Here is a 25,468-nt window from a genome sequence, read left to right as displayed (position 1 = left end):
GCCCTTTCAAATGAATGACATGGGTCACCCATTGTTATGCGGTATTAGCTATCGTTTCCAATAGTTATCCCCCGCTACAAGGCAGGTTACCTACGCGTTACTCACCCGTTCGCAACTCTTCCAAGAAGAGCAAGCTCCTCTCTTCAGCGTTCTACTTGCATGTATTAGGCACGCCGCCAGCGTTCGTCCTGAGCCAGGATCAAACTCTCATTAAATTCTTTAATAATCGTTCGAGCGTTAACTCATTTCCGTCTTCTGACGTTTTTTTCTTGTAAATTGACAGGTTATAATTTCTTCTATCATAACCCTGCACTTGGTTTCTTATTCAGTTCTCAAAGGTCTTTGTCTCTCTTAAGACAACTCCTATATTCTAGCAAATCTAGAATATCTTGTCAACACTTTTTGAAAAGTTTTTTCCAAACTTCCTCGTGTCTCTGCTTCATCCTCCGATGTAGCCTATTCATATTATCATCTCTTGCTTACCTTGTCAATAACTTTTTTAAAGTTTTAATTACTTTGTTACTTGGTTGTACGCTTGAGACCTTAATAGTCTATCAAGTTTATGAACTAAAGTCAATACCTTTTCTTTTCTTTATCATGAATTTCATTAAAAAAGAAGATCTAGGCAATCTTCTTTTTTGTTTTAAAGTGCTGCACGCATACGTGCTTGTGAATTTTCGACATTACGTATTGAGCGTGGTAAGAAAGCACGAATATCATCTTCTTTATAACCCACTTGCAATCTTTTATCGTCAATTAGTATTGGACTTTTTAAGATTCTAGGGTTTTCCTGAATCAAATCAATGACTTCACTAACACTTAGTTCATCGATATCACAATTCAGAGCTTTTGCATAACGATTTTTTGATGAAACAATACTTTCAACACCGTTCTCCGTTTTTGAAAGGATATTGAGGATTTCTTCTTTTGTAAGTGGTTCTTTACCAAGGTTTTGTTCTTTATAAGGAAGTTGATGGTTATTCAACCATGTTTTTGCTTTTTTACAACTTGTACAACTTGAAATTGTATAAATTTTAATCATGTTAATTCTCTCTTTCTGTCACATGATACTATAATCTTATCACTGTCCTTTATTTTAGAAATCGGTCTAGCGACCTATTTTATACTTAAGGGATATCTTATTGAGATATTAAACATCTCTTTATTTTCAAAAACTACACTTGGACAAAGAAAAAGAGCCTTTCAGCTCTTTTTCGACTTATTCTTCAATTTCGATTGTTGAGTCAAGGTCTAAAACGAGTTCATCTGACGTTTCGTCAACCTGCTTTTCTTCAACAACATCTTCTTCATCTGGCTCAATTAAACCATAGTGTACACGTACCTTATGGTCGATTTCTTCAAAAATTTCTGGGTGATCTGCTAAATATTTTTTAGCATTTTCAGATCCTTGACCAATCTTCTCACCATTGTATGAGAACCAAGCTCCTGCTTTTTGAATGATCCCTAAATCACTAGCAATTTTAACAAGCTCACCTGTTTGTGAAATACCTTCACCATACATAATTTCAACAAAAGCTTCTTTAAATGGTGGAGCAACTTTATTTTTAACAACCTTAATTTTGGTTTCTTTACCAACATTCTGGTCTTTCTTATCACCAGTTCCTTTGATTTGTGTATTTCCACGGACATCAAGACGTACTGACGCATAGAATTTTAGGGCACGTCCGCCAGGTGTAGTCTCTGGATTACCAAACATGATACCAACTTTTTCACGCAACTGGTTAATGAAGATAGCAATTGTCTTCGTTTTATTGATAGATGCAGAAAGCTTACGCATAGCTTGACTCATCATACGTGCTTGAAGTCCGACATGACTGTCACCAATATCTCCATCAATTTCTGCACGTGGTACCAAGGCCGCAACTGAATCAACAACAACCAAATCAACTGCACCAGAGTCAATCAGCTTACCTGCAATTTCGAGACCTTGTTCACCTGAATCAGGTTGTGACAAAAGGAGCTCATCAATATTAACACCTAGGGCTGCCGCATAAGCAGGGTCAAGAGCATGTTCGGCATCAATAAAAGCTGCGATGCCACCTTCTTTTTGTGTCTGAGCTACAGCATGAAGGGCCACAGTTGTTTTACCTGATGACTCTGGTCCGTAAATTTCGATAATACGACCTTTAGGATAACCACCTGCACCAAGAGCAATATCCAAAGCTAGTGAGCCTGAGCTCATCACCTGAACCTTTTGCTCTGCACGCTCACCAAGGCGCATTACAGCACCCTTACCAAAATCTTTTTCAATATTTTTCAATGCATCATCAAGGGCCTTACGACGCTCATCACCGAATTTCTTAGTAATTTCTTCTGTTTTTTTGTTTTCTTAGCCACTTATTTTCCTCTTCTTTCTATAGTTAAAGACAAATTTAAATCAAGTTGTCTTCTTGTAATAAAGCTTGGCGAACTAGGTTAAAGGCATAGAGGGTACTAATATATCTAACATCAGAACGACTTCTTCCACCTATAACAACCTTGATTGACCTTACTTGATTCCTATCAGCAATACCAATAAATACTGTGCCTGCTGGGTGTCCTTCTAATGAATCTGGTCCAGCTACACCGGTAAGTGCAATTCCGTAATCGCTATCTGTTTTAGCTCGAGCACCTTCTGCCATTTTTTCTGCAGTAAAATGACTAACAACACCATGTTCTTCTAATTGAGACAAAGAAATACCCAACATTTTAGATTTTTCTTCAATGCTATAGGTAACAAATCCACCTTTGAACACTTGCGAAGCTCCTGAAAAATCAGCAATACTAGCTTGAAATAAGCCAGCTGTCAAACTTTCAGCTGCAGTAATGGTTTTGCCATATTTCTTAAGCAATTGAAATGCTTCATAAGCTAAGCTATTTGATTCTCCATATCCATAAATGAGATCGGATAGGGACTTACCATCTAAAGTTTTAGTAGAACGAATTTGTTTTTCTAAAACTTCTAATTTCTGATCTGCTTCTTCTTGCGAGGAAGCCTTGGTTGACAAGCGCAGTGTCACCTCGCCCACTTTAGCGTATGGAGCTATGGTTGGATCTGTTTGGTTAACAATAAAATCCTTCAGGATAGTAACCAATTGACTTTCTCCAACACCAAAAAATCTTAGAACTCTAGAATAAAGAGTAGTATGATTCTCTGTAAGCGCTGGAATAAGCTCTTGGTTCACCATTGGTTTGAGTTCACTTGGTGGACCAGGCAAGACGACATAAGTCACTCCTTTAGCAGTGATAATCCCCCCAACTGCTAAACCCGTGAGATTTTGCAAGGGCACAGACCCCTCAACAATTTGCGCTTGGCGTTCATTATTAGGTGTCCGTATATGTTTAGGACGAGTAGCAAAGAATCTATCCAGTTTTTTACTTGCCTCCTCGTCAAAGACAAGTTTTTTCCCTAGAAACTTAGCCAGTGTTTGCTTGGTTAAGTCGTCCTCCGTAGGGCCAAGTCCACCACAAAGTATGACTAAGTCACTACGTTTACTAGCTTGATCTAGAACTGAAAGAAGGCGGTTTTCATTGTCCCCTACTGCTGTGTGAAAATACACATCAATTCCTAGTTCAGCTAGTTTTTCAGATAAAAATTGGGCATTGGTATTGGTGATTTGCCCTGTAAGAATTTCAGTTCCTACTGCAATCAATTCAGCTTTCATTGGTTCACCTATATTATTATTCGTAAAAAATCTCAAAAATATGTTTGTTTATAAACTAACACGTTTTTGTCATATTGTCAATCAAATATACTCATTATTTAAAGTCGCAATCATTTTCATGATCGTTCACAAATCCTGTAGCTTGTAAAAAAGAGTAAATGGTAGTCGGGCCTAAAAATTTAAACCCTCGCTTTTTTAAATCCTTTGCTATTTGTTTAGAAAGGTCTGTTGATGATGGGACGTCCTTATATGTGGGAACGTTATTTATCAAGGGCTTCCCGTCAAAGAAATGCCAAAAATATTGGGATAGGGAGCCAAATGCATCTTGGAGTTTAAGTACTTGTTTGGCATTATTTACAGTTGCTTCTAGTTTAAGTTTGTGACGAATGATATCCGGATTTTGAAGCGCTTCTTCAAGTTCACTTAGGCTAAACTGGGCAACACACTCAATATCATAGTTATGAAAAACACGATTAAAAGCCTGACGCTTATTTAAAACCGTTAACCAGGAAAGCCCTGACTGATAACTTTCTAAGCAAAGAAGCTCAAAAAGTTTTTGATCATCAACAATAGGTTTTCCCCATTCCTTATCATGATAATCACAATAGAGTTTGTTGTCGGTTGGAACCCAACGACATCGATTGACCATTGCTTACCTCACTTCATCAACATTTTAAGAGCTGACTTAATATATTGCTCTGCTGTTTCATTGGTACCCTCAAAAAAGGCTTTCACTTTCTTAAGCTCTGTGGCTTTGTAACCAAGAGCAAGCAAGGCTTCCACAGCTTCATCCAACTGATGATTCCCTGCAGGCTGATTTGGTGTGGCTTTGGTCGTTTCTGCTGGTAATTCTGCAAATTTTCCTGCCAGATCCAGAACCATTTGTTGAGCAGTCTTTTTACCAATCTTTGGAAATTTCATCAAGTACTTAATGTCACTATTATCAACGGCAGCAACAAGTCCTTGATTATCATCTACGGCAACAATGGCTAGGGCAGTCGTCGGTCCTATTCCAGAAACCGAAATAAGCTTAAGGAAAACTTCTTTTTCATCTTCAGTATGGAAACCAAAAAGAAGGTGGGCATCATCTCTAATAACCTGATGAAGATAGACTTGGATAGTCTGATTCATTTGGTCAGAAAAACTATAGGGATTTGCTACAGTGACAATGTAACCTAGACCGTTTGCTTCTATAACGATATACTTGGCAGTAATTTTTACTAGAGTTCCCTTGATGTAATCATACATAGTGTGTAATTTCCTTTCTCGTTCGTATCTTCAATGGATTACTTTATCATTTTATATTGGTAAGATAATTGTCTTGAGTGTCCATCTTGTCCTCTCAAGGACTGCTGTACTATTGTAACAAAAATCCACTCGAAAGTGGATTCTGTTTGCTCTATTTTAAGGATGACTACTCGTCTTTAAAATATCAATAATCATCTTCAAGCCTAAGAGAACATATGTTGAAATACCTAAGGTGAGGGCAATGCTAGACACGTTTACTAGAGTATTCTCAAAACTTGGTCGACCTAACCAAGCTAAAATGTAGAAAATCAAGCTAGTCGCTAAAAATGTTAAGCCAACAAGTAAAAAGTATTTATTAGTTTTTGTTAGGTGTCTCATCACTCTACCTCCTAACTTAAAAATCAGGCAATCATCCTACAATGATATGCTAAAACATTAGAAGATTCCTTATCTTCACCACTATTATAAATCTAACATGCCTATTCGTAAAGCAAGACCAAAAAAAGTTTTAATACTTACCTAGGTCACGTAGACTCGTATGATTTTCTTGGATACGACGGAACATTTTTTCCATATCGGACTTGGTAAAGTTGACAAGAACTGGACGTCCATGAGGGCAATTGTAGGGATTTTTACACTGGGCAAGCTGTACCAGTAGATCACGCGCAGAGTAATCATCCAGAGCATGATTGGCCTTGATTGAACGTTTACAACTCATCATGATAGCTAACTCAGCACGATATGTCTTGACGGATACTTCATTCGTCAAAAGAAGCATGTCGCACATCTCATATACTGCAAATTCGATTTCTTCTTCCTTCATCCAGATAGGATGTTCACGAAGAATGAAGGTGTTATTTCCATAAGGCTCTAGATAGATACCAACCTGGTTAAGAAGGGGCATTTTTTCTTGTAAGCTAATGTAATCTGAACCTAAAAATTCAAAGAGATAGGGAACCAAGAGCTGTTGTAAACTACTGTCAACCTCACCAATCTTTTCGCGATAGTACTCATACTTGACACGTTCTTGGGCAGCATGCTGGTCAATGATGTAAAGTCCACCTTGTCCTTGTGCAAAGAGATAGGTTCCATGCATCTGACCAAAAAACTCCAACTCAGGGAAGGTTGATGTTTCCTCATTGTCCAGATTTTCAAGCATGCGCTTCATTTTCGACTTGTTTTTATAATCAAGTTTTTCGTGTTCGTTATCACCTTCATCTACCGAACGCTGTGCCTGTTTTACAGTTGGCTTCGCCTTGCTTTCATCCGGTGTTGCTATAGACTTGGACTCTGATACTAGAGGTTTGATATCTTCTTGGACAGTCTCTGGTTTAACAAAGAAATCATTACGACTGCTATCATAATAAAGATTGGTTTGTTTGAGAGGTAAACTCGTTTGAACTGGTTTAGCTACACCTCTAGTACTTGACTTAGCTAGATTTTCAAGGGCGTCAGGGATCAAATCATGCTCTCTAAGGCTTTGAGCAATGGCAGAGCTGATGAGAGCCATAAGCTCCTTTTCTTTAGAGATACGTACTTCCTGCTTTGTTGGGTGAACATTGACATCAGCCAAATAAGGATCAATTTGAATATCAATAACCGCAATAGGGAAGCGTCCCACCATAAGTTTAGAACCATAACCATCAAAAATAGCACGGTTAAGCAAAAAGTTTTTAATATAACGTCCGTTAATGAGAATCGTGATGTAGTTACGATTCGCACGAGTTAATTCAGGAAGACTAACATAGCCAGAAACTTCAAAATCAAGGTCAGAATTTGAAATTTCCACCATTTTTTTAGCCGTTGTCAAACCATAAATCCCGGCAATAGCTTGACGGAGGTCTCCAGTACCTGATGTCTGTGTCAACTGACGACCGTCATTAAACAAGGTAAAGGCAACCTCAGGATGAGCTAGACTCAGACGATTGACAACATCGACAATATGAGCCAACTCAGCCTGTAAACTCTTCATATACTTGAGACGAGCTGGGGTGTTATAAAATAAGTTTTCAACGGTAATCTTTGTTCCCACTGGGGTTGAAATAGGAGCCTGACTCTCAATTTCTCCACCTTTGGTAACCAGTTTAGTCCCGTAGGCTTCTCCATCCGCTGCGGTCACAATAGTTAGGCGACTGATAGAAGCTATTGATGGCAGGGCTTCACCTCGAAAACCAAGAGTTCGAATACGAAAGAGATCTCCTTGATTTTTGATTTTACTCGTTGCATGACGGCGCAAACTCATGGCTACATCAGCTTGAGCCATTCCTTCGCCATTGTCTGTGATTTGAATTTTTGAGAGGCCTGATTCTTCAACTTCAATGGTAATCTGGGTGCTACCTGCATCAATAGCATTTTCCACCAACTCTTTGACAACACTGGCTGGGCGCTCTACGACCTCACCAGCAGCAATCTGATTGGCTAGCACCTCAGGCAATTCGATGATTTTTGGCATAATTATTTTCCCTTCTAAAAAGTTGAGAGACTACTGTTTCTAACTGTTACTAATGCTTACTATACAACCATAACTCACACACAACTGTTAGCCAAGATAAGGCTGTGGCTATAACAATCATATCTCCATGACGAAGGTTGAACCAAATGAGCCCAGAAAAAATCAAGAGGTAGATGACTTGGAAAATCCATTGATAGGTTTTGGTAAAGCTTGTCGAATCCATAAACTGCTTCACGAAGAAATAAAGCAAGAGCAAGTTCAGTGTTAGTGACTTTTCAAAAGGTGTAAAAAAGCTCAAAATTAGACTACAGGCAAGAAAAATTCCTGCTAGCCACTTCATTATAGATTTCATGTGATTACCTCGTCAGTACGTTTTCATTAAGTATAGGGGTTTTCTAAAATATTTTCAACCACTTAGACACCATATAGGACCACATAGACAAGTGCTATTGCTGTGGGCTAGTAAATAGTGTTTAATAAAGGTGTGGAAGGGAGGAGGCCTCCTCAATTACAAATAAGAAAGGATAGTTATGAAAATAAAAGTTCAGATTGACTCAGCATTTCAAGAAGAAATATTGCAGATTCAGGCTCCTGGTCGGACGCCTAAGATTCAGCAAGTCGTCGAGTTTGTCGAAAGTTTGGATAGCAACCACCGACTCAAAGGAAAAAAGATGGCGAAACTTACCTCATCGAACCTGATGCTATTTCCAGAATTTACATCGAAAATCGTCAAGTTCTAGCTGAAACTACTCAAGGAGAGTATCACTTAGGCCTACGTCTCTATCAAGTTTTAGAAAAACTGCCATCACATTTTCTCAAAATCTCACAATCAGAGATTGTCAACCTCAAAGAAATTGAACGTTTCAACATCACCCCTAACGGCCTCGTCGAAATTCACCTTAAAAACAAGGAAACCACCTACTCATCACGCCGTTACCTAAAAGCAATAAAGGAGAAATTACAATGAAAAAACAATTTTTTAAATCAGGCACAGTTGGTATCCTTATTGGACTAGTCGTATCCATGGTTATGTCTCTTATCTGGGCGCCAAGCTACATGCCCCTAAATCCTCACTCAGCCATTGGACAATGGATGACCTCACATCAGATTCACGGATCCTTCGTATTGGCCTACTGCCTTATCACTTGGTTTGCTATCGGTATTCTTTTTGAAGTCGCTAGTTATATTTTCCGTAAGGCTGAATGGAGTTTGCTTCGTGCAACCCTCACTCACTATGCCTTGACTTGCATCGGTTTCATTCCACTAGCTACCCTCAGCGGATGGTTTCCTCTACGTTTGGCTTTCTACTTGGAACTCGTCATTGAATTCAGCCTTATCTATCTCATCGTTTGGGTCATCTCTTATTGGAAAATGAAAAAGAAATTGAGAAACTGAATCAAGAATTAAAACATCTATAAAAGACAAGAAGCCTGTCAATTGACAAGCTTCTTTTATAGTTTCTGTTTTAAATCGGCTACAGCCATCATGACTTGCATCGGTGTCATATTGTAAATGTCTAAATCACGTAACTCTTGAAGAACCGGATTTTCAGTAAAATCATCAAAGAGAGAGATTTGCTCGTTGACATGTGTTTCAGTGATAGTCTTCTCTTGAGGCGATACCTTTTCCTGAGGTTGGATGGTAACTGTCTCGCCCTCTAGTTGTGTCAAGATGGTGTCAGCACGTTCCAGTAAATCTGCTGGTAAACCTGCAATCTTAGCTACATGAATACCATAAGATTTGTCGGCTGGTCCATCGACAATCTTGTGAAGGAAAGTCACCTCACCATCCTTTTCAAGTGTCGCAACATGAACATTGACAAGGTGTGTCAAAGTATTTGACAGGGCTGTCAACTCATGATAATGGGTAGCAAACATGGTCTTAGCTCCTACCTTGTCGTGAATAAACTCAATGATAGACTGGGCCAGAGCCATACCATCATAAGTGGCTGTCCCACGTCCCAACTCATCAAAAATAATCAAGGAATTAGGTGTCGCCCTCTTAATAGCCTGGTTAGCCTCCATCATCTCAACCATGAAGGTCGACTGCCCTGAAATCAGGTCATCTGCAGCACCAATACGTGTATAGATAGCATCAAAAACTGGCAAGTCAATACTATCTGCTGGCACGTAAGACCCCATCTGAGCCATAACTACTGACAAGGCTAACTGACGCATATAGGTAGATTTACCACTCATATTTGGCCCTGTAATGAGCTGAACATTGGTCTGACTGTCAAAGGTAATCGTATTTGGAATGTATTCCTGAACGCCCATAACTTTCTCAACCACTGCATGACGGCCTTGATCAATAACAATACGATGCTCATCATTGAAAATAGGGCGGACATAATGATTGGTCTCTGCTACAACAGCTAGACTCTGAAGCACATCAACTGTAGCAATAGCCTTAGCCAAAGATTGCAAACGGTCAATATAGCGTTCAACCTGCTCACGGACACGCATGAAAATATCATACTCTAGCGTTGATGATTTTTCACGTGCCTCAAGCATTTCACCTTCAATTTTAGCCAACTCAGCAGTTCCAAAGCGCTCTGAATTTTTCAGGGTTGCCTTGCGGAAGAAATGGTCAGGAACCAAGCTAAGGTTAGAGTTGGTCACATGGAAGTAATAACCATCTTTACGGTTATAATCAATTTTTAGTGTTGTAATACCAGACGCTTCACGTTCCTTGGCTTCGATATCTGCGATCCATGACGTTCCCTCACTCATCACCTTGCGATACTTGTCCAAGGTCTCATCAAAACCAGCACGGATAATGCCACCTTCTGTAATGGTTGCAGGAGCATCTGGATCAATAGCAGACCGAATCAGACTTTCTAATTCTGGCAGAGTATCTAAGTCTTGTAAAAGGGCTGACAAGGCATCGTCATTAAAGGACTCCAAAATCGCCTTAATGACCGGAACCTGAGCTAGGGTATGACCTAGTTGAATCAAATCTTTAGGATTAGCCTTTCCGAAGGAAACACGACTAGCTAGGCGCTCAATATCGTAAACCCCTTTAAGACTCTCGGTCAAGTCACTACGCTCAAAGAAATTATCCAAGAAAACTTGGATAATATTCTGACGCTCGGTGATAGTGGCTTGATTCACTAAAGGACGATCAATCCAAGTTCGCAAGAGACGCATTCCCATAGCTGTCTTGGTTTCATCCAAAAGCCAGAAAAGAGATCCGTGTTTCTTGCTCGTTCTAGCATTTTCCAGTAAATCCAAACTTGACTTGGTCGCATAGGACATCTGCAAGTAATCCTTAATCTCATAGTGCTGAGCCTTTTGTAAATGACTAAGCTCACGCATCTGAGTACGGTGCACATACTGGAGAAGTTTACCAGCCACACTGCTTTCCAAATCTGTCAAGCTAGTGTCAATCAAGTGGACATCATCGTAAACATCTGTTTCCTTGGAGAGAAGCAGGTTGAGTTGCTTGACCAAAACTTGTTCGTCAACTTCAGGTAAATCATAACCAACCACTACTTCACGTGCCTTAAGGTTCTGAATTTCACTACAAACTGAACTGAAATCATCCAACTCTGTCGCAAAAAATTCACCCGTCGACACATCCATATAGGCCAGGCCGAATCGACTTCCAACCTTGTCAATGGCTACTAAGAAATTGTTGGCATTATCAGGTTTAGAGCTGTCAACCACTGTCCCTGGCGTGATAACCTGAACCACCTCACGCTTAACCACACCAACAGCCTGTTTAGGGTCCTCCATCTGCTCAGCAATGGCTACTTTGTAGCCCATCTCAACCAAGACATCAATATAGGCTTGAGCCGAATGATAAGGAACACCTGCCATAGGAATGGGATTATCTGCGTTCTTATTACGACTGGTTAGGCTAATTTCCAATATTTGGGCAGCCTTAACGGCATCATCGTAAAATAATTCGTAAAAATCCCCCATCCGAAACAGCAAAAAAGCATCTGGATAATTTTCCTTGATATCCAAATACTGCTGCATTCCTGGAGATATTTTTTCCTTAGCCATGTCTTAACTCCTCGTTAATCCTTTCTTCGATAGACTTGGTCACATATTGGATCAAGTCACTGGCATCTTGCATTTTTTGACGGTAGTCCTGAACAATGGGCAAATTTTCCAACTCATTCTGAATCAAATCTGCCTGCTCACCTGCCTCCTCATAGGCACGCTGTTTCTCAATTTTTTGAAAAAGCACGGCTTCTTGTTGGTAAGCCTTCATCTGTCCAGCCATATGACTGATTTGAGGGACCTGCCCGATAGCTTTCTCAGCCTCTTGAAAAGCAAGAACCGCCTCATGGTGTTTGAGGAGGTCAATTAACTCTTCTTTGGCTTTTTGGAGATCCTGATGAGAAGTGTTCATCAGTGAAACTCGCTTTCCAATTTTTCAGCAACCATAGCGTCCTTACAGATAACTAAAAGGGTATCTGCGCCAGCAACAGTTCCTAAAATTTCAGGATTGCCGTCACTATCAATCAGGTTGGCCAAAACATCAGCTTCACCCAACTCTGTGTGAAGGACCAGCATAAACTGGGCACGGGAAACGGATTTGACATAGTCCTTAACCGTAGGGTCCAAACTTGGAAGCACATGTTCAGACAGACTGTAGTAAAGTCTACCTTCCTCATCACGAAGCTTCAAGAGGCCAATCTCACGCAAATCACGTGATAAGGTAGCCTGTGTAACCGTGATACCTTCCGCCTCTAGACGTTGCTTAATTTCCTCTTGTGTCCCAATCTTCTCTCTTGAAATCATCTGTTTGATAACAGCTTGGCGATCTCTCTTCATTATCTTTCCTCTTTTTATGTATATTCCTTGCATATTATAACAGAATTTTTGTATTTTTTCATGGAATACTTCCTAAGAGATAGCTTCTTGTCCCTACCCTATTAACTGAAATAATGGTAAAATAGAAGTTAATGACAAGATTTGAAATGGAGTACCTATGAATACTAAAGAACTCATTGCAGCAGAGATTGCCAAAGTTGTTCCCGAATTGGAACAAGAAAACATTCAAAATCTGCTTGAAACCCCTAAAAACGCTGACATGGGGGACCTCGCCTTTCCTGCCTTCTCATTGGCAAAAGTCTTGCGCAAGGCTCCTCAAATGATTGCAGCAGACATCGCTGAAAAAATCGATGCCTCAAACTTTGAAAAGGTTGAAGCTGTTGGTCCTTATATCAACTTCTTCCTTGATAAATCAAAAATTTCAGCAGACGTTCTTGGACAAGTTATTGCTCAAGGTAACCACTACGCTGACCAAAATATCGGCCACGGACGTAACATTGTCTTTGATATGTCTAGTCCTAACATCGCTAAACCTTTCTCTATCGGTCACTTGCGTTCAACAGTTATCGCTGACGCTCTTGCCAACATCGTAGCTAAACAAGGTTACAAACCAGTCCGCATCAACCACTTGGGTGACTGGGGTAAACAGTTTGGTATGCTGATTGTTGCCTATAAAAAATGGGGTAGCGAGGAAGCTGTCAAAGCCAATCCTATCAATGAACTCCTTCAACTTTATGTACGTATCAATGCCGAAGCTGAAGAAGACCCATCTGTAGACGAAGAAGCTCGTGAGTGGTTCCGTAAATTGGAAGCTGGTGATGAGGAAGCAACTGCCCTCTGGCAATGGTTCCGTGACGAAAGCTTGGTGGAATTCAACCGTCTCTACGATGAACTCGGTGTTTCTTTTGATAGCTACAATGGTGAGGCCTTCTACAATGATAAGATGGATGAAGTCGTTGACATTTTGACAGAAAAAGGACTTCTCCAAGAATCTCAAGGTGCCCAAGTGGTTAACCTTGAAAAATACGGTATTGAACACCCAGCCCTCATCAAAAAATCAGATGGTGCGACACTCTACATCACACGTGACTTGGCTGCTGCCCTCTACCGTAAACGTACTTACGACTTTGCCAAAGCCATCTATGTGGTTGGTAATGAACAATCTGCCCACTTCAAACAATTGAAAGCTGTTCTTAAAGAAATGGGCTACGACTGGTCTGACGACATGACTCACGTTGCCTTTGGTCTTGTCACTAAGAACGGTAAAAAATTGTCAACTCGTAAGGGTAATGTTATCTTGCTTGAGCCAACTATCGCTGAAGCTGTCAACCGTGCCCAAGCTCAAATCGAAGCTAAGAATCCAAACTTACCTAACAAGGAAACTGTTGCTCATGCTGTCGGTGTTGGAGCTATCAAGTTCTACGACCTTAAAACAGACCGTATGAATGGTTACGACTTCGACCTTGATGCTATGGTATCCTTTGAGGGAGAAACTGGACCTTACGTTCAATATGCACACGCTCGTATCCAATCTATCTTGCGCAAGGCTGACTTCACGCCATCTGCAGATGCTACATACAGCCTAAACGACGTTGAAAGCTGGGAAATCATCAAACTCATCCAAGACTTCCCACGCATCATCAACCGTGCTTCAGACAACTTTGAACCATCTATCGTTGCTAAATTTGCTATCAGCTTGGCCCAAGCCTTTAACAAATACTATGCGCACACACGTATCCTGGATGAAAGCCCAGAACGTGATAGCCGTTTGGCTCTTTGCTACGCAACAGCAACAGTCCTCAAAGAAGCTCTTCGCCTTCTCGGTGTTGAAGCTCCAGACGAGATGTAAGCCATATTCAAAACGCCTAAGGGCGTTTTTTTAGTGACCAAAAAAAGAACCCAACACAGCGTGTTGAGCTCTTTTGGAGATTATGAAAAAGAAAAGTTCGTTGTTCTACAAAAAGTGTAAGCCAACGAGACTTACTGAACGGCGTTCAGTAAAAGTTATTTAGGAGACTTAAAGTATAACCTGACTTCCTTAAAGAAACCTTAAATCGCAGAAAAAAATCCCCTAAGGGATTTTCACAACAGTCCAAAGACCGCTGAAAAGATACGATTGTACAGGCTTCCCAACCTCTTCTTCCTAATCCTCCAAGGTGACCGCTTGTCCAATAGAATCTTTATATAACTATATTACCTTGTTTTGGAAGGGTTTTCAAGTATTTTCTTAAAATATCCTAATAAAACCTCAAAAAAGAAGAAAAAAGCCTAGATTTCTAGACTTTCTTCGGGGAGATTTGTTATGAAAAAAATTATGTTACCTCTAGCTCACAAAAGCTAGTTCCTTACTAGGATGGTTATAATATATCTTAATAAACTTAAAAGTAGCTTAAGAGATTATTATCTTTTGTCACTTTTTAAAATGATAAGCAAAATAAGTAATAGTAAGGAACCACTAGGAATATCCATATCTAAAAACCAAGAGGGGGCTTTAATACTTCCTAGATCATTCATGATGCGGATGATATTATAAGCAATGCTTACTATTAAGAGGCTAAGTTCCGGTAAATAGTTAAGTCGTCCTTTTAAGATTACTAACTTCTCCTTTCTGATAGTTTTCTTGCCATGACCCTATTATAAGGCTGAAAAGAAAACAAAACTAGTGACATAAATGTCACCATCAAAAAAAGCAGGGCAAACCTGCTTTCTGCTATTTTGTTTAGATTAGTCACCCAAACCGATGCGTTCGAAGATTTCATCAACACGTTTAGTGTAGTAAACTGGGTTGAAGATTTCGTCGATTTCTTCTTGAGTGAGGCGAGATGTTACCTCTGGATCTGATTCAAGAAGTGGTTTAAAGTCTACTTGGTTATCCCATGATTGGGCAGTCTTTGGTTGAACAAGGTCGTAAGCTTGCTCACGTGTCATACCTTTTTCAATCAAAGTAAGCATCGCACGTTGGCTGAAGATAAGACCAAATGTAGAGTTCATGTTGCGGATCATGTTTTCTGGGAAGACTGTCAAGTTCTTAACGATGTTTCCGAAACGGTTGAGCATGTAATCAATCAAGATTGTTGTGTCTGGTGCGATGATACGCTCAGCTGATGAGTGAGAGATATCGCGTTCATGCCAAAGGGCTACGTTTTCATAAGCTGTTACCATGTGACCACGGATCACACGCGCAAGACCTGTCATGTTTTCAGAACCGATAGGGTTCCGTTTGTGCGGCATTGCTGAAGACCCTTTTTGACCTTTGGCAAAGAACTCTTCCACTTCACGTTGTTCAGATTTTTGAAGACCACGGATTTCCGTTGCCATACGCTCGATAGAAGTGGCGATGCTAGCAAGAACCGCAAAGTACTCAGCATGAAGGTCACGAGGAAGGACCTGTGTAGAGATTTCTTGAGCACGGATACCCAACTTATCGCAGACGTATTTTTCAACGAATGGTGGGATATTGGCAAAGTTACCAACCGCACCAGAAATCTTACCAGCTTCCACACCAGCAGCCGCATGCTCGAAACGCTCGATGTTGCGCTTCATTTCGCTGTACCAAGTCGCCAATTTAAGACCAAAAGTTGTCGGCTCAGCGTGCACACCGTGGGTACGACCCATCATGATGGTGAACTTGTGTTCTTTGGCCTTATCTGCCACGATTTTAGTAAAGTTTGCAAGGTCCTTGCGGATAATTTCATTGGCTTGTTTGTAGAGGTAACCATAGGCAGTGTCGACCACGTCAGTAGACGTCAAACCATAGTGAACCCACTTACGCTCTTCACCAAGCGTCTCAGAAACCGCACGTGTGAAGGCAACCACATCGTGACGAGTTTGCTGCTCGATTTCCAAAATACGGTCGATGTCAAAGTTCGCTTTTTCACGAATCAAAGCCACATCTTCCTTAGGGATTTCCCCCAACTCAGCCCATGCTTCGTCAGCCAAGATTTCCACCTCAAGCCAAGCACGGTATTTATTTTCTTCAGTCCAAATATTCGCCATCTCAGGGCGAGAGTAACGTTCGATCATTGTTGTTTCTCCTTTAAATTATCTAAAAAATGCAAATATCAAAAATAAAACTAGAAATACTGCCGTAGCAACTGCCCACTTTAGTCTTTCTTCTTTAGAGGTCTGAGGTTGTTCTGCAGAAGTTACATTTGAATAAAATGTTTCGTTTTCATCTAATTCATCTTCATTATCATCAGAAGATAAACCTAATGCATTTACCCCACACCCAATAAATAATACTAAAAATAACCACTTCATCTATAGCTACCCCTTCAGTAGAGTCTGTCTATATTCGAATGCTTCAGCGTTCTCATTTAATTCTATAGTTAACTCTTCGTGTTTATCCAAAAGTGCCTTAATTTTTTCAAATGGAACCTTGAAGTATTCTTTACGGTTATTTACTTTATTAACCTTATACTCACTTAGTTGATTATGTAATTCAGTCTCTAATGCAAAGGCTTCCTCACTAAAAATCAAAGCATGAACATCAAATTGAAAAGGTACAGACGCACTACTTAATTCCCTGATGCGTTCAAGAGGTTCTAAACGACGAGTAACTCCAATTTTATAAACATCTTCACCAAAAGAACCAATGTTAGAGATTACATATACGTAGCCGGCAGTTGCATGACCTTCACGATAATCAATATCTTCTTCGATTTCATCTAATTCAGATAATTTATCTTGGTACTCAGATAACTGTCTCTGAAGTTCTTCAAACTCTTCACCAGTAGCATTTTTCAAAAGTTCCTCAACCTTAGAAACCATATTTTTAAAGTGAGTTCTATCTTTTTCCAATTGCTTTCGACGTGCTTTAATTTCAGCCTGAAGTTTTTTGTCCTCACGCTCTTTTGCTCTTTGCTCTCGAAGTAATTCTTTTTCTTCTTGCTTTTGTAGCTCAAACTCAGCAGCTAGACGTAATTCTTCAATTTTCAAATTTAGATAGGGTATCGTAATTTCAATTTGATTACGTGAATACATTCTATTCAGTTGTTGGAATGCTTTCTTCAATGCCTGAATTTTCTTTTCAACATTCGAAACAGAAACTTTTACTAACAAGGCATCCGCTTCACCATTAAAGCCACGAATAGCTGCTTTAATAAGCTGATTCTGCATTGCCCTTCCCTTGCTTTGATTATTATCTAAAAGCATAGGTACTATAATTCTACCAGCCTGACCAGATTTAACTAAGTCTTTCTGCTGTTTTCTCAAATTATCTAAAGCTTCCTTATATTTTGTGCTATCAGAAAACTTATACTGTCTTTCAAAAAATCCAAACTCTTGTAATCCAAGTGTGTCATTAGCTAAGGAAATCTCGTTCTGAATAGCAAATAATTCTGACCGTTTCTGAGATAACTCAGTATTTAACGAGACTATATCGTCTGCTATCTTTATTTGAGCTTTTAAATCTGCCAGTTTTGCTTTTTGAATAGCAATCTCTTGATTTAATCTCTGAATTTTATTTTCTAAAGCTTCATCTTTGGGTTTTCCAAAATTAAATATCGCCATTAAGGTCTCCTACTCAAACTCCTCTTTCCCAATCCACACTGATGGATAGTGATCTAGTTTATTCAAATCAGTATCCATCGGCAAATCATAGATAGCTATATAGTTTTCAGGATATTGAGCAACCAACTCTTCATACTTAGCTTTCACTTTTTCGTGATTGCTACTAGCATACAAGACTTCAACGACTGCTCCAGTCTTATCTTTCTCAACAAATGCGCTGACGATGAGTTGAATCATAAAAATTGATTAAATTCGAACACTGTATTCCGTTTTAGAAAATACAAGTACCCATGTTCCTTTCTTTTTATTTATATTTTTTATAAATAAAAAGATGTTTTTAACCTAAGTAAAAATACTAGAACTTTACCTTTTCTTTAAATTTTTGTTTATAAAAGGATTGACATATTCTTAGTCATTCTATAATCATATTTTAATTTCATACAATAATTTCTATTTAGTACGGATTATTAAAAATTTTTTCTAGAGTTTCACCATTTTTTGCAACTTCATCTAGTGCATGTTTTGTTGTATATCTAATATTTTGTGGTGGGTAAGTATCTCCTAACGGAATTAAGTTGGCATATTTTTCTGGTTTCCCATCAAAAATAAGTTTCCAATATCCTAAAAAATTATCTGATTCAACAATATCTTTTACTTTTGCAACATATTGTATACCACTTCTAGGTGCAACCTCATAGCCCGCAATATATCGAATTTTATTTTTCTTTGTCTTACCTATACGAATATCATACCATTCATGATCTTCTAAGAATACTTGTTGAAACCCTTCTTCTTGTGCTGGGACTATTATCGTTAAATCATCTTCTATATCATCTGGATTGTTTTCTTTATCTGAATCTACACCAACTAAAGCGTCCAATGTATCCAACATTTCATTTTCTTCAACATAAGTATATTTAGAAATAAGATTATCTTCAAAAGAATTTAAGGCTTTTGATATTTGAGAAACAACCTTTTCAACATCCTTTTTTAATGTTTCATAGTCATCTTTGCGAAAAAACGTATTATGAGCAATAGCATTTCTTTTTGCGATAGACTGACTAAGAACAGTACTCAAACTATTTGATAGTTTATCACTCTCTTTGATGCTATCTGATATATATCTATCCCATATAGACCTTGGAGAAGTCTTTAAAATTTCGCTATTTGCCATCCGTAGTTTTTTTCTATATCCTGCCAATTATTTAAGTCCCCTACTTCTAGATTTTTTGAAATGTTTGATATAACTGAATCTAAATTTCCTAGAGCTTCTATAAAATTTTCTTGGCCATGGTTTTCATCATTTTTTCTTCATAGATAGTAAATAATATTTTGGATAAATCACTAAAATATTTGCCATCTAAAGGTTTATATTTTTTCTCTTTCGATTTTCTATTGTCTCTAATTGATAAACTATTTGTCAGACGGGTCTCCCAATTTTGAGTATTAGATTTCAAAAACATTACCTCAGAGATTAATGCACGAGTCTTATTTTCAATAACATGAATTAATTCATAAGCTTCCTTGCTATAATATTGAGATAAAGCATCCTCTAATATAAACATTTCTAAATTATTGTATGACTCAATAAAATTATTAAGCTCACTATCCATGAACTCAAACTGTTCGATATCTGACTCTTTTTCTAAGTAAAAAATTAATACGAAAAATTTTTTATTATCTTCTTGGGAATCAGTGTTCATCATCTTTAATTCATATCTAAACGAACGTCCTTGAACACTAACAAGATTCTTATCACAAGATAAACCTGTAGTATCATTAATCGACTGTAATAATTTGTGTATATCAGAATGTATATTTTTTTTGACTTATTTTCTTTCGAGATGATTAAATATCTTGAAGTTCTATCCATTTAAAAATCAATTCCTTTCCCAAACTCAACCACACTATCTGGTTCATCACTAAACAAAGTCACATGACCCATTTTGCGGTTGTGCTTCGCTTCTAGTTTACCATACATGTGGAGGTGAGCACTTGGATTTTCTGTGACATAACGCTCAGCTGCTTCGACGTGTTGGCCGAGGATGTTGAGCATGACAGCTGGTGCATGAAGGTGGATTGCTGGAAGTGGTGCTCCGAGAACACCCAAGATGTGCGTGTCAAACTGTGAAAAGTCGCAGGCTTCGATTGAGTAGTGTCCTGAATTGTGCGGACGTGGTGCGATTTCGTTGACGATGATGTCATCAGCTGTCGCAAACATTTCCACACAGAGAGTGCCAGAGAGGTTAAGTTGCTCGGCAATCTTCACTGCCATAGCTTTAGCTTTCTCAGCTAGACTGTCAGAAATGCGAGCAGGCACGATAGTTTTAGAGAGGATATTGTTGCGGTGGATATTTTCCTGAACTGGGAAAACCGTCACATCCTTGCCGTTACCAGACACGATGACAGAAATTTCAAGGTCGAAGTTAACGAACTCTTCCAAGACACACTCGGCCGAGTTAGCAAGGGCATTTGCCTCTTCCAAATCGTCAGCTGATGTGATGACTTTTTGACCGTGGCCATCGTAACCACCTGTCGCAGTCTTGAGGACGTATTTTTTAGAAAGGTCAATATCTTCCAAATCAAGGCTAGATGTCACGACCTTGTAAGGAGCAACGGTTACTTTAGCCTTGTTTGAGAGGAAGTCCTTCTCAAAAATACGGTTTTGTGAAATGCGAAGCAGGTCTGTCCCTTGTGGAAGCTGACCGTCTTTGATAACAGCGTCAAGGCCGTCAGCGTCGACATTTTCAAATTCATAGGTAAGAACATCACAGCGGTCTGCCAACTGACGAAGGGCATCTACGTCATCGTAGGGTGCCACGATAACCTCAGACACACGAGAAGATGGACAATCTGCTGCAGGATCAAGGGTGATAACCTTGTGGCCCATGTAGATAGCTGAGATAGCCATCATCTGACCGAGCTGGCCACCACCGATGATACCAATGGTTTTAGTTGAGCTCATTTGTAGACTCCTCTGCGATTTTTCCTTGTTCTTCAGCAAAGTTAGCAAGCGCATCCGCAATGGCCTTGTCTTCTACTGAGAGAAGACGGAGGGCAAAGAGGGCAGCATTAGTCGCACCAGCTTCACCGATAGCCATGGTTGCGACTGGTACACCACCTGGCATCTGAACGATAGAATAGAGCGAATCTACACCGCTAAGAGCACGTGATTTGACTGGTACACCGATGACTGGAAGGGTTGTTTTGGCAGCAACCATACCTGGCAAGTGAGCTGCGCCACCCGCACCAGCGATGATGACCTTAATGCCACGGCTACGTGCTTCTTCAGCATGTTTGAACATGAGGTCCGGTGTACGGTGTGCGGAAACAACTTTCTTTTCGTAAGCGACACCAAAGTTGTCGAGGACTTCAGCGGCTTTTTGCATGGTTGCCCAGTCGGATTTTGAGCCCATGATAATGGAAATTACTGGTTTCATAGTTAATATCCTTTTTCTTTTTGATAATGGTCTTAGGTGGTGGGGACGGAAGCAAACCTTCGGTTTCATTCCTAAACTTTGAGCCTAAGGTCTCAAAGTTTCCCCCGACCAGAACAAAGACTGTTCTGGTCTTTTCACCACGGCGACCATTATCTTAGTTAGGCTCGCTTTCGCTCGCCATTGACAAATAATAATGTCTGTTAATCTTTTATCGCCTTGCTACCGATATCATTTCGATAGAAGAGGCCTTCTGTGTTTTGGTTGCTGAGTTCGTTGTAGATGATGTTTTGGCCGTCTTTGACGGTGTCTGCTGTTTTGACAAGCATGTAGACACGTCCTCCGTTTGAGAGGAGGTCTTGCCCATTCTCAGCGAATTTAGCACCTGCATAATAAGTGATGATGTCACCCTCTGTCTTGGCTGGAAGCTTGACACCCTTCTCATAAGCGAGTGGGTAACCGTTTGATGCTACAACCACACCCAGTGTCACACCCTTGTCGGTCCAAGTGATGACTGGCTCTTTACCATCCAAAATATCAGTGATATTTTGCGCAAAGTCAGATGTCAAACGAGGCAAGATGATTTGCGTCTCAGGATCTCCGAACCGTGAGTTGAACTCGATGACTTTAGGTCCGTCAGCTGTCAAGATAAGACCAGCGTAAAGCACACCAGTGTAAGGACGACCTTCTTTAATCATGCCTTCAAGAACTGGCTTGACAATAGTGTCAACCGCTGTGTCAACCACGCTCTGTGGCAAGTGAGGAACCGGCGCATAGGCACCCATCCCACCAGTGTTAGGACCCTTGTCGCCATCATAGGCACGTTTGTGGTCCTGAGCCGTTGGCATGATGTAGAACTTGTCCCCATTGACAAAGGCAAAGAGAGAGAACTCTTCCCCGTCAAGAAATTCCTCGATGACCACTCGCGCACCTGAGTCACCAAATTTATTGTCCAAAAGCATCTCGTGAGCAGCTTCGACGGCTTGCTCAACCGTTTCAGCAACGACGACACCTTTACCTAGGGCCAAGCCGTCTGCCTTGACGACGATTGGAGCGCCTTTTTCCTCGATGTAGGCCTTGGCTTCCTCGAAATCTGAAAATGTGCCATAGGCTGCTGTCGGAACGTCGTATTTGACCATGATTTCCTTAGCGAAATCCTTAGACCACTCCAACTCAGCCGCAGCCTTGGTCGGACCAAAGGCTTTGAGTCCTGCCGCATTGAAATCATCCACGATACCAGCCGCAAGGGCATCATCTGGACCGATAAAGGTCCAAGCAATATCGTTCGCCTTTGCGAAGTCAATCAGCTTAGAATGTTCGGAAATTCCGATATTGATCAAATCAAGACCGTCCAATGTCATCCCGTCATTACCAGGAGCCACGAAAACTTGCTCAACGTCCTTAGACTCCAATAATTTCTTGGCAATCGCATGTTCACGACCACCAGAACCAACAACCAAAAGTTTCATTTGAAAGATACCTCAATATCAAATAAGACTAGGGGCAAATGCCCGTTAACGACAATCATTCGGAAAAATTAGCAATTTTCACGAATTATACATAACCATTATAACATATTTGTTCGGAGATATGGGGGTGTAGCCAAATTTGAACACAAAAAAGGCGGCCACTTGGACCACCTCTTAGGAGATTATGAAAATGAAAAAAGTTATTTAGGATTAATGATAGTATAGTCTAAACAGCTTAAGGGAGGCTTAAACGCAAAAATTATCTCCATTTTCCTGAAAAACTGCGAATAGGTAGGTGGAGGTTAAAATGAAGAAAAAATTACTAAATTGTCTCTTACCGCTAGCTTGTCTAGCGACTGTTTCGGTTTCGTGTGGAAGCTCTGCTCAGGCGGCTGTCCTCGGAGATGACTATCCTTCCTCTTGGAAATATGGGGGCTTCGGCGTGGACCCTTGGACTATGTACTGGCGTCAGTGTACGTCCTTTGCAGCCTATCGCCTCAGCAACACCAATGGATTCACCTTACCAGTAGGTTATGGAAATGCCATCACCTGGGGACCAATTGCACGAGCGAATGGACATCGTGTAGACATGAATCCTGCTGTTGGAAGCATCGCTTGGTTTTCAGACGGTGTCAACGGAGCTGGATATATGGGACATGTGGCTTGGGTAGCCGAGGTGAATGGCGATCAGGTCACTATTGAAGAATACAACTATAATGCTGGGCAAGGGCCTGAGAAATACCATAAACGCAGTTTCCATAAGAGTCAAGTGTCTGGTTATATCCACTTTAAAGACCTCGAATCAGGAGCTCAAACTAGTAATCCAACCAACTCTTCTATCAAGGTTGGCGATACTGTCCGATTTACAGGTACTTTCCGTGTCACATCAATCGTAGGAAGTAATATCACTAGCCAAGACCTAGCTGGAGGTACACCAACCAAACACAATATTGTAGATCCTGGACCCGTTCTTGAAGTTGATGGACGAGGCAATCCAACATCAGACCAATACCTCAATCCTGGTGAGACTTTTACCATTCCAGGTAACTTCAAAGTGCTTGCCATTGATCCACCAAGCGATGGCGTCCTCGTCCAAATCGGAAATCGCAAGACTTGGGTAACCCAGTCTGTCCTTGAAAAGGTTTAAATCTATTGAACAATCGTGCGAACGGTTGTTTTTTCATGCACTGAAATAAAAAAGCCCAGCTAGTGCTGAGCTTTTAGGAGATTTATGAAAAAGAAAAGTTTTTTAGGATGGTATTAGTATAGCTTGGGTAGCTTAAAGGAAACTTAAGGCATCTAAAAAAACATCCAATTCCTTGGATGCTTTGTGAATTCTTAATGACGGAAATGTCTCACGCCTGTAAAGATCATTGTCAAACCATGTTTATCAGCTGCTTCGATTGACTCTTGGTCACGGACTGATCCACCCGGTTGGATGATTGCTTTGATACCTGCTTTAGCGATTTCTTCCACGTTATCTGCAAATGGGAAGAAGGCATCTGAAGCAAGAACAGCGCCATCAAGACGGTCTTTAGCTTGATCAATGGCGATGCGGACAGATGCCACACGGTTGGTTTGACCAGGGCCAACACCAAGTGTCATGTGGTCGTTAGTCACGATGATACCATTTGATTTGACGTACTTGATAGCTTTCCAAGCAAACTCCAGAGCTGTTGCTTCTGTCTCAGTTGGTTGGCGTTTGGTAACCACTTGCCAGTCAGCTGGGCTTTCTTTAACAACGTCTTGGTTTTGAACGAGAAGTCCACCGACAACACCAGTGTATTCTGCTTCTGCTTCGCTGGCATCTTGAGCGTCAAATGGCAACTCAAGGATACGCAAGTTTTTCTTCTTGGTAGTCAAGATTTCAAGTGCTTCATCTGTATAGCTTGGTGCAATGATGATTTCAAGGAAGACACCGTGCATTTTCTTAGCCGTCGCAGCGTCAACTTCACGGTTGAGGACTACAATACCACCAAAGATTGACACTGGGTCAGCTTCATAAGCATAGTCCCAAGCTGTTTCAATGTCGTCAGCTTGGCCGATACCACATGGGTTCATGTGTTTGAGAGCCACAACTGTTGGACGGTCTTTGAAATCACGGATGATACGGATAGCAGCATCAGCATCACGGATATTATTGAATGACAATTCTTTACCGTTAAGCTGTTTAGCTGAAGCAATGGAGTAAGCCGTTGGCAAACCTTTTTGATAGAAATCTGCGTCTTGTTGAGGGTTTTCACCGTAACGCATAGGTTGCTTGAGGTCATAAGTCAAAGTGAGTTTTTCAGGTTTTGTTTCACCCACTTGAGCTGTGAAGTATTCTGCAATCAAAGCGTCGTATGAAGCTGTGTGACGGTATACTTTTGCTGCCAAACGTTGGCGAGTTTCGTAACTTGTTTCACCGTTTGCTGCCAATTCGTCAAGAACAACAGCATAGTCAGCAGGGTCTACCACAACTGTTACGCTAGCGTGGTTTTTAGCTGCTGAACGAAGCATTGATGGACCACCGATATCGATGTTTTCAACTGCGTCAGCGTAAGTCACGTCTGGTTTGAGAATGGTTTCCTTGAATGGATAAAGGTTTACCACAACAAGGTCAATCAATTCGATATTATTGTCCTTAGCCGCTTGAAGGTGGCTATCGAGGTCACGACGAGCGAGGAGACCACCGTGGATATTTGGGTGAAGGGTCTTCACACGACCGTCCATCATTTCTGGAAAACCAGTCACATCATCAATAGCGATAGTGTCTACCCCCGCATTGTCAAGGACAACTTTGGTACCACCTGTTGAGATGATATCCCAACCTAATTTTTTGAGTTCTTGGGCAAATTCAACGATGCCCGCTTTATCTGAAACACTAATTAGTGCACGTTTAGTCATGTTTTTTCCTTTC

At 40.5% G+C, this 25,468-nt stretch carries 24 protein-coding genes, 1 pseudogene and 1 other annotated feature (1 of these 26 only partly in view); of the genes and pseudogenes, 4 read left to right on the top strand and 21 right to left on the bottom strand.

The features are described from left to right. Positions 1–207: a sequence feature (most likely nonfunctional fraction of RNA operon), on the bottom strand; it reaches 251 nt to the left of the window's first position. Between the two features lie 436 nt (positions 208–643). The 8 genes from spx to HSISS3_RS00225 all read right to left on the bottom strand — a co-directional run bounded on the left by spx (position 644) and on the right by HSISS3_RS00225 (position 7,717). Further along, entirely contained in the window at positions 644–1,042 is a 399-nt protein-coding gene (gene spx, locus HSISS3_RS00260; RefSeq protein WP_002886328.1) for a transcriptional regulator Spx, read from the bottom strand. Positions 1,043–1,219: 177 nt separating this feature from the next. Then, positions 1,220–2,329 carry a recombinase RecA gene (gene recA, locus HSISS3_RS00255; RefSeq protein ID WP_042766865.1) on the bottom strand — a complete coding sequence of 370 codons (1,110 nt, stop codon included), beginning with the start codon at positions 2,327–2,329 and terminating at the stop codon, positions 1,220–1,222. A gap of 64 nt (positions 2,330–2,393) precedes the next feature. Beyond that, positions 2,394–3,665: a competence/damage-inducible protein A gene (locus tag HSISS3_RS00250; protein ID WP_021151326.1), complete on the bottom strand. Its 1,272-nt coding sequence runs from the start codon at positions 3,663–3,665 to the stop codon at positions 2,394–2,396. Positions 3,666–3,759: 94 nt separating this feature from the next. After that, the gene (locus HSISS3_RS00245; protein WP_021151325.1) at positions 3,760–4,314 is read right to left on the bottom strand and encodes a DNA-3-methyladenine glycosylase I; all 555 of its coding nucleotides are present in this window, start codon (positions 4,312–4,314) and stop codon (positions 3,760–3,762) included. An 8-nt stretch (positions 4,315–4,322) separates the two neighbouring features. After that, complete coding sequence (gene ruvA / locus HSISS3_RS00240; protein WP_021151324.1) at positions 4,323–4,913, bottom strand: Holliday junction branch migration protein RuvA; 591 nt, start codon at positions 4,911–4,913, stop codon at positions 4,323–4,325. 156 nt (positions 4,914–5,069) lie between these two features. Beyond that, positions 5,070–5,291 (bottom strand): hypothetical protein, encoded by a 222-nt coding sequence (locus HSISS3_RS00235; protein ID WP_021151323.1) that lies wholly within the window; start codon positions 5,289–5,291, stop codon positions 5,070–5,072. A gap of 130 nt (positions 5,292–5,421) precedes the next feature. Beyond that, positions 5,422–7,365: a DNA mismatch repair endonuclease MutL gene (mutL, locus tag HSISS3_RS00230; RefSeq protein ID WP_021151322.1), complete on the bottom strand. Its 1,944-nt coding sequence runs from the start codon at positions 7,363–7,365 to the stop codon at positions 5,422–5,424. 49 nt (positions 7,366–7,414) lie between these two features. Further along, entirely contained in the window at positions 7,415–7,717 is a 303-nt protein-coding gene (locus HSISS3_RS00225) for a hypothetical protein (RefSeq protein WP_042771675.1), read from the bottom strand. Between the two features lie 178 nt (positions 7,718–7,895). Between HSISS3_RS00225 and HSISS3_RS00220 the strand changes: the two are divergent. Beyond that, positions 7,896–8,332, top strand: a pseudogene (locus tag HSISS3_RS00220) (LytTR family DNA-binding domain-containing protein). Then, positions 8,329–8,760 carry a DUF3021 domain-containing protein gene (locus HSISS3_RS00215; RefSeq protein ID WP_021151320.1) on the top strand — a complete coding sequence of 144 codons (432 nt, stop codon included), beginning with the start codon at positions 8,329–8,331 and terminating at the stop codon, positions 8,758–8,760. The pseudogene HSISS3_RS00220 and the gene HSISS3_RS00215 overlap by 4 nt, the downstream one beginning before the upstream one ends. Before the next feature lie 56 nt (positions 8,761–8,816). Here the strand turns inward: HSISS3_RS00215 and mutS are convergent, their stop codons facing one another. The 3 genes from mutS to argR are packed head-to-tail and all read right to left on the bottom strand — an operon-like array spanning position 8,817 to position 12,155. Then, on the bottom strand, positions 8,817–11,375 hold the full coding sequence (gene mutS / locus HSISS3_RS00210; protein ID WP_021151319.1) for a DNA mismatch repair protein MutS: 2,559 nt from the start codon (positions 11,373–11,375) through the stop codon (positions 8,817–8,819). Next, positions 11,368–11,727 carry a YlbF family regulator gene (locus HSISS3_RS00205; protein ID WP_021144802.1) on the bottom strand — a complete coding sequence of 120 codons (360 nt, stop codon included), beginning with the start codon at positions 11,725–11,727 and terminating at the stop codon, positions 11,368–11,370. The genes mutS and HSISS3_RS00205 overlap by 8 nt, the downstream gene beginning before the upstream one ends. Next, positions 11,727–12,155 (bottom strand): arginine repressor, encoded by a 429-nt coding sequence (argR, locus tag HSISS3_RS00200; RefSeq protein ID WP_192805705.1) that lies wholly within the window; start codon positions 12,153–12,155, stop codon positions 11,727–11,729. The genes HSISS3_RS00205 and argR overlap by 1 nt, the downstream gene beginning before the upstream one ends. Before the next feature lie 154 nt (positions 12,156–12,309). On the opposite strand from argR, the gene argS reads away from it, so the two are divergent. After that, on the top strand, positions 12,310–14,001 hold the full coding sequence (gene argS / locus HSISS3_RS00195; RefSeq protein ID WP_021144801.1) for an arginine--tRNA ligase: 1,692 nt from the start codon (positions 12,310–12,312) through the stop codon (positions 13,999–14,001). Positions 14,002–14,876: 875 nt separating this feature from the next. Here the strand turns inward: argS and purB are convergent. From purB to purD, 9 genes are all read right to left on the bottom strand, one after another. Further along, the gene (gene purB, locus HSISS3_RS00190; RefSeq protein ID WP_021144800.1) at positions 14,877–16,175 is read right to left on the bottom strand and encodes an adenylosuccinate lyase; all 1,299 of its coding nucleotides are present in this window, start codon (positions 16,173–16,175) and stop codon (positions 14,877–14,879) included. Between the two features lie 18 nt (positions 16,176–16,193). Further along, positions 16,194–16,412 carry a hypothetical protein gene (locus tag HSISS3_RS00185; protein WP_042766863.1) on the bottom strand — a complete coding sequence of 73 codons (219 nt, stop codon included), beginning with the start codon at positions 16,410–16,412 and terminating at the stop codon, positions 16,194–16,196. Between the two features lie 6 nt (positions 16,413–16,418). After that, a complete protein-coding gene (locus HSISS3_RS00180) occupies positions 16,419–17,663 on the bottom strand; it encodes a DUF4041 domain-containing protein (RefSeq protein WP_021144799.1) in 1,245 nt (414 codons plus the stop codon). A gap of 9 nt (positions 17,664–17,672) precedes the next feature. After that, complete coding sequence (locus HSISS3_RS00175; RefSeq protein WP_021144798.1) at positions 17,673–17,900, bottom strand: hypothetical protein; 228 nt, start codon at positions 17,898–17,900, stop codon at positions 17,673–17,675. Positions 17,901–18,117: 217 nt separating this feature from the next. Continuing rightward, entirely contained in the window at positions 18,118–18,864 is a 747-nt protein-coding gene (locus tag HSISS3_RS00170) for a hypothetical protein (RefSeq protein WP_042766862.1), read from the bottom strand. A 70-nt stretch (positions 18,865–18,934) separates the two neighbouring features. Next, entirely contained in the window at positions 18,935–19,369 is a 435-nt protein-coding gene (locus HSISS3_RS00165) for a hypothetical protein (protein ID WP_021151318.1), read from the bottom strand. 167 nt (positions 19,370–19,536) lie between these two features. Beyond that, complete coding sequence (purK, locus tag HSISS3_RS00160; RefSeq protein WP_021144795.1) at positions 19,537–20,628, bottom strand: 5-(carboxyamino)imidazole ribonucleotide synthase; 1,092 nt, start codon at positions 20,626–20,628, stop codon at positions 19,537–19,539. Next, a complete protein-coding gene (gene purE, locus HSISS3_RS00155; RefSeq protein WP_014633767.1) occupies positions 20,615–21,103 on the bottom strand; it encodes a 5-(carboxyamino)imidazole ribonucleotide mutase in 489 nt (162 codons plus the stop codon). Before purE ends, purK begins: the two co-directional genes overlap by 14 nt. A gap of 200 nt (positions 21,104–21,303) precedes the next feature. Then, positions 21,304–22,569: a phosphoribosylamine--glycine ligase gene (gene purD, locus HSISS3_RS00150; protein ID WP_021151317.1), complete on the bottom strand. Its 1,266-nt coding sequence runs from the start codon at positions 22,567–22,569 to the stop codon at positions 21,304–21,306. Between the two features lie 307 nt (positions 22,570–22,876). Between purD and HSISS3_RS00145 the strand changes: the two genes are divergently transcribed. Next, positions 22,877–23,716, top strand: a complete 840-nt coding sequence (locus HSISS3_RS00145; protein WP_042771674.1) for a CHAP domain-containing protein — start codon at positions 22,877–22,879, stop codon at positions 23,714–23,716. 191 nt (positions 23,717–23,907) lie between these two features. Here HSISS3_RS00145 and purH read toward each other — a convergent pair whose 3' ends face one another. Then, a complete protein-coding gene (gene purH / locus HSISS3_RS00140) occupies positions 23,908–25,455 on the bottom strand; it encodes a bifunctional phosphoribosylaminoimidazolecarboxamide formyltransferase/IMP cyclohydrolase (protein WP_021151314.1) in 1,548 nt (515 codons plus the stop codon). Between the last annotated feature and the right edge of the window lie 13 nt (positions 25,456–25,468).

This window comes from Streptococcus sp. HSISS3 (genome assembly GCF_000448605.1).
Lineage (GTDB): Bacteria > Bacillota > Bacilli > Lactobacillales > Streptococcaceae > Streptococcus > Streptococcus raffinosi.
Note: the sequence above shows the minus strand (reverse complement) of the source record. Positions and strands in the feature narration are given on the sequence as shown.

Bases quoted from the DNA above. Each gene is read 5' to 3' on its own strand.
- HSISS3_RS00145 (WP_042771674.1), top strand. From the start codon at position 22,877: ATGAAGAAAAAATTACTAAATTGTCTCTTACCGCTAGCTTGTCTAGCG.
- argS (WP_021144801.1), top strand. From the start codon at position 12,310: ATGAATACTAAAGAACTCATTGCAGCAGAGATTGCCAAAGTTGTTCCC.
- HSISS3_RS00225 (WP_042771675.1), bottom strand. From the start codon at position 7,717: ATGAAATCTATAATGAAGTGGCTAGCAGGAATTTTTCTTGCCTGTAGT.
- purD (WP_021151317.1), bottom strand. From the start codon at position 22,569: ATGAAACTTTTGGTTGTTGGTTCTGGTGGTCGTGAACATGCGATTGCC.
- HSISS3_RS00215 (WP_021151320.1), top strand. From the start codon at position 8,329: ATGAAAAAACAATTTTTTAAATCAGGCACAGTTGGTATCCTTATTGGA.
- HSISS3_RS00175 (WP_021144798.1), bottom strand. From the start codon at position 17,900: ATGATTCAACTCATCGTCAGCGCATTTGTTGAGAAAGATAAGACTGGA.
- HSISS3_RS00165 (WP_021151318.1), bottom strand. From the start codon at position 19,369: ATGATGAACACTGATTCCCAAGAAGATAATAAAAAATTTTTCGTATTA.
- purB (WP_021144800.1), bottom strand. From the start codon at position 16,175: ATGATCGAACGTTACTCTCGCCCTGAGATGGCGAATATTTGGACTGAA.
- purK (WP_021144795.1), bottom strand. From the start codon at position 20,628: ATGAGCTCAACTAAAACCATTGGTATCATCGGTGGTGGCCAGCTCGGT.
- HSISS3_RS00235 (WP_021151323.1), bottom strand. From the start codon at position 5,291: ATGAGACACCTAACAAAAACTAATAAATACTTTTTACTTGTTGGCTTA.
- HSISS3_RS00245 (WP_021151325.1), bottom strand. From the start codon at position 4,314: ATGGTCAATCGATGTCGTTGGGTTCCAACCGACAACAAACTCTATTGT.
- HSISS3_RS00250 (WP_021151326.1), bottom strand. From the start codon at position 3,665: ATGAAAGCTGAATTGATTGCAGTAGGAACTGAAATTCTTACAGGGCAA.
- purE (WP_014633767.1), bottom strand. From the start codon at position 21,103: ATGAAACCAGTAATTTCCATTATCATGGGCTCAAAATCCGACTGGGCA.
- spx (WP_002886328.1), bottom strand. From the start codon at position 1,042: ATGATTAAAATTTATACAATTTCAAGTTGTACAAGTTGTAAAAAAGCA.
- HSISS3_RS00180 (WP_021144799.1), bottom strand. From the start codon at position 17,663: ATGGCGATATTTAATTTTGGAAAACCCAAAGATGAAGCTTTAGAAAAT.
- purH (WP_021151314.1), bottom strand. From the start codon at position 25,455: ATGACTAAACGTGCACTAATTAGTGTTTCAGATAAAGCGGGCATCGTT.
- HSISS3_RS00205 (WP_021144802.1), bottom strand. From the start codon at position 11,727: ATGAACACTTCTCATCAGGATCTCCAAAAAGCCAAAGAAGAGTTAATT.
- HSISS3_RS00185 (WP_042766863.1), bottom strand. From the start codon at position 16,412: ATGAAGTGGTTATTTTTAGTATTATTTATTGGGTGTGGGGTAAATGCA.
- mutL (WP_021151322.1), bottom strand. From the start codon at position 7,365: ATGCCAAAAATCATCGAATTGCCTGAGGTGCTAGCCAATCAGATTGCT.
- ruvA (WP_021151324.1), bottom strand. From the start codon at position 4,913: ATGTATGATTACATCAAGGGAACTCTAGTAAAAATTACTGCCAAGTAT.
- mutS (WP_021151319.1), bottom strand. From the start codon at position 11,375: ATGGCTAAGGAAAAAATATCTCCAGGAATGCAGCAGTATTTGGATATC.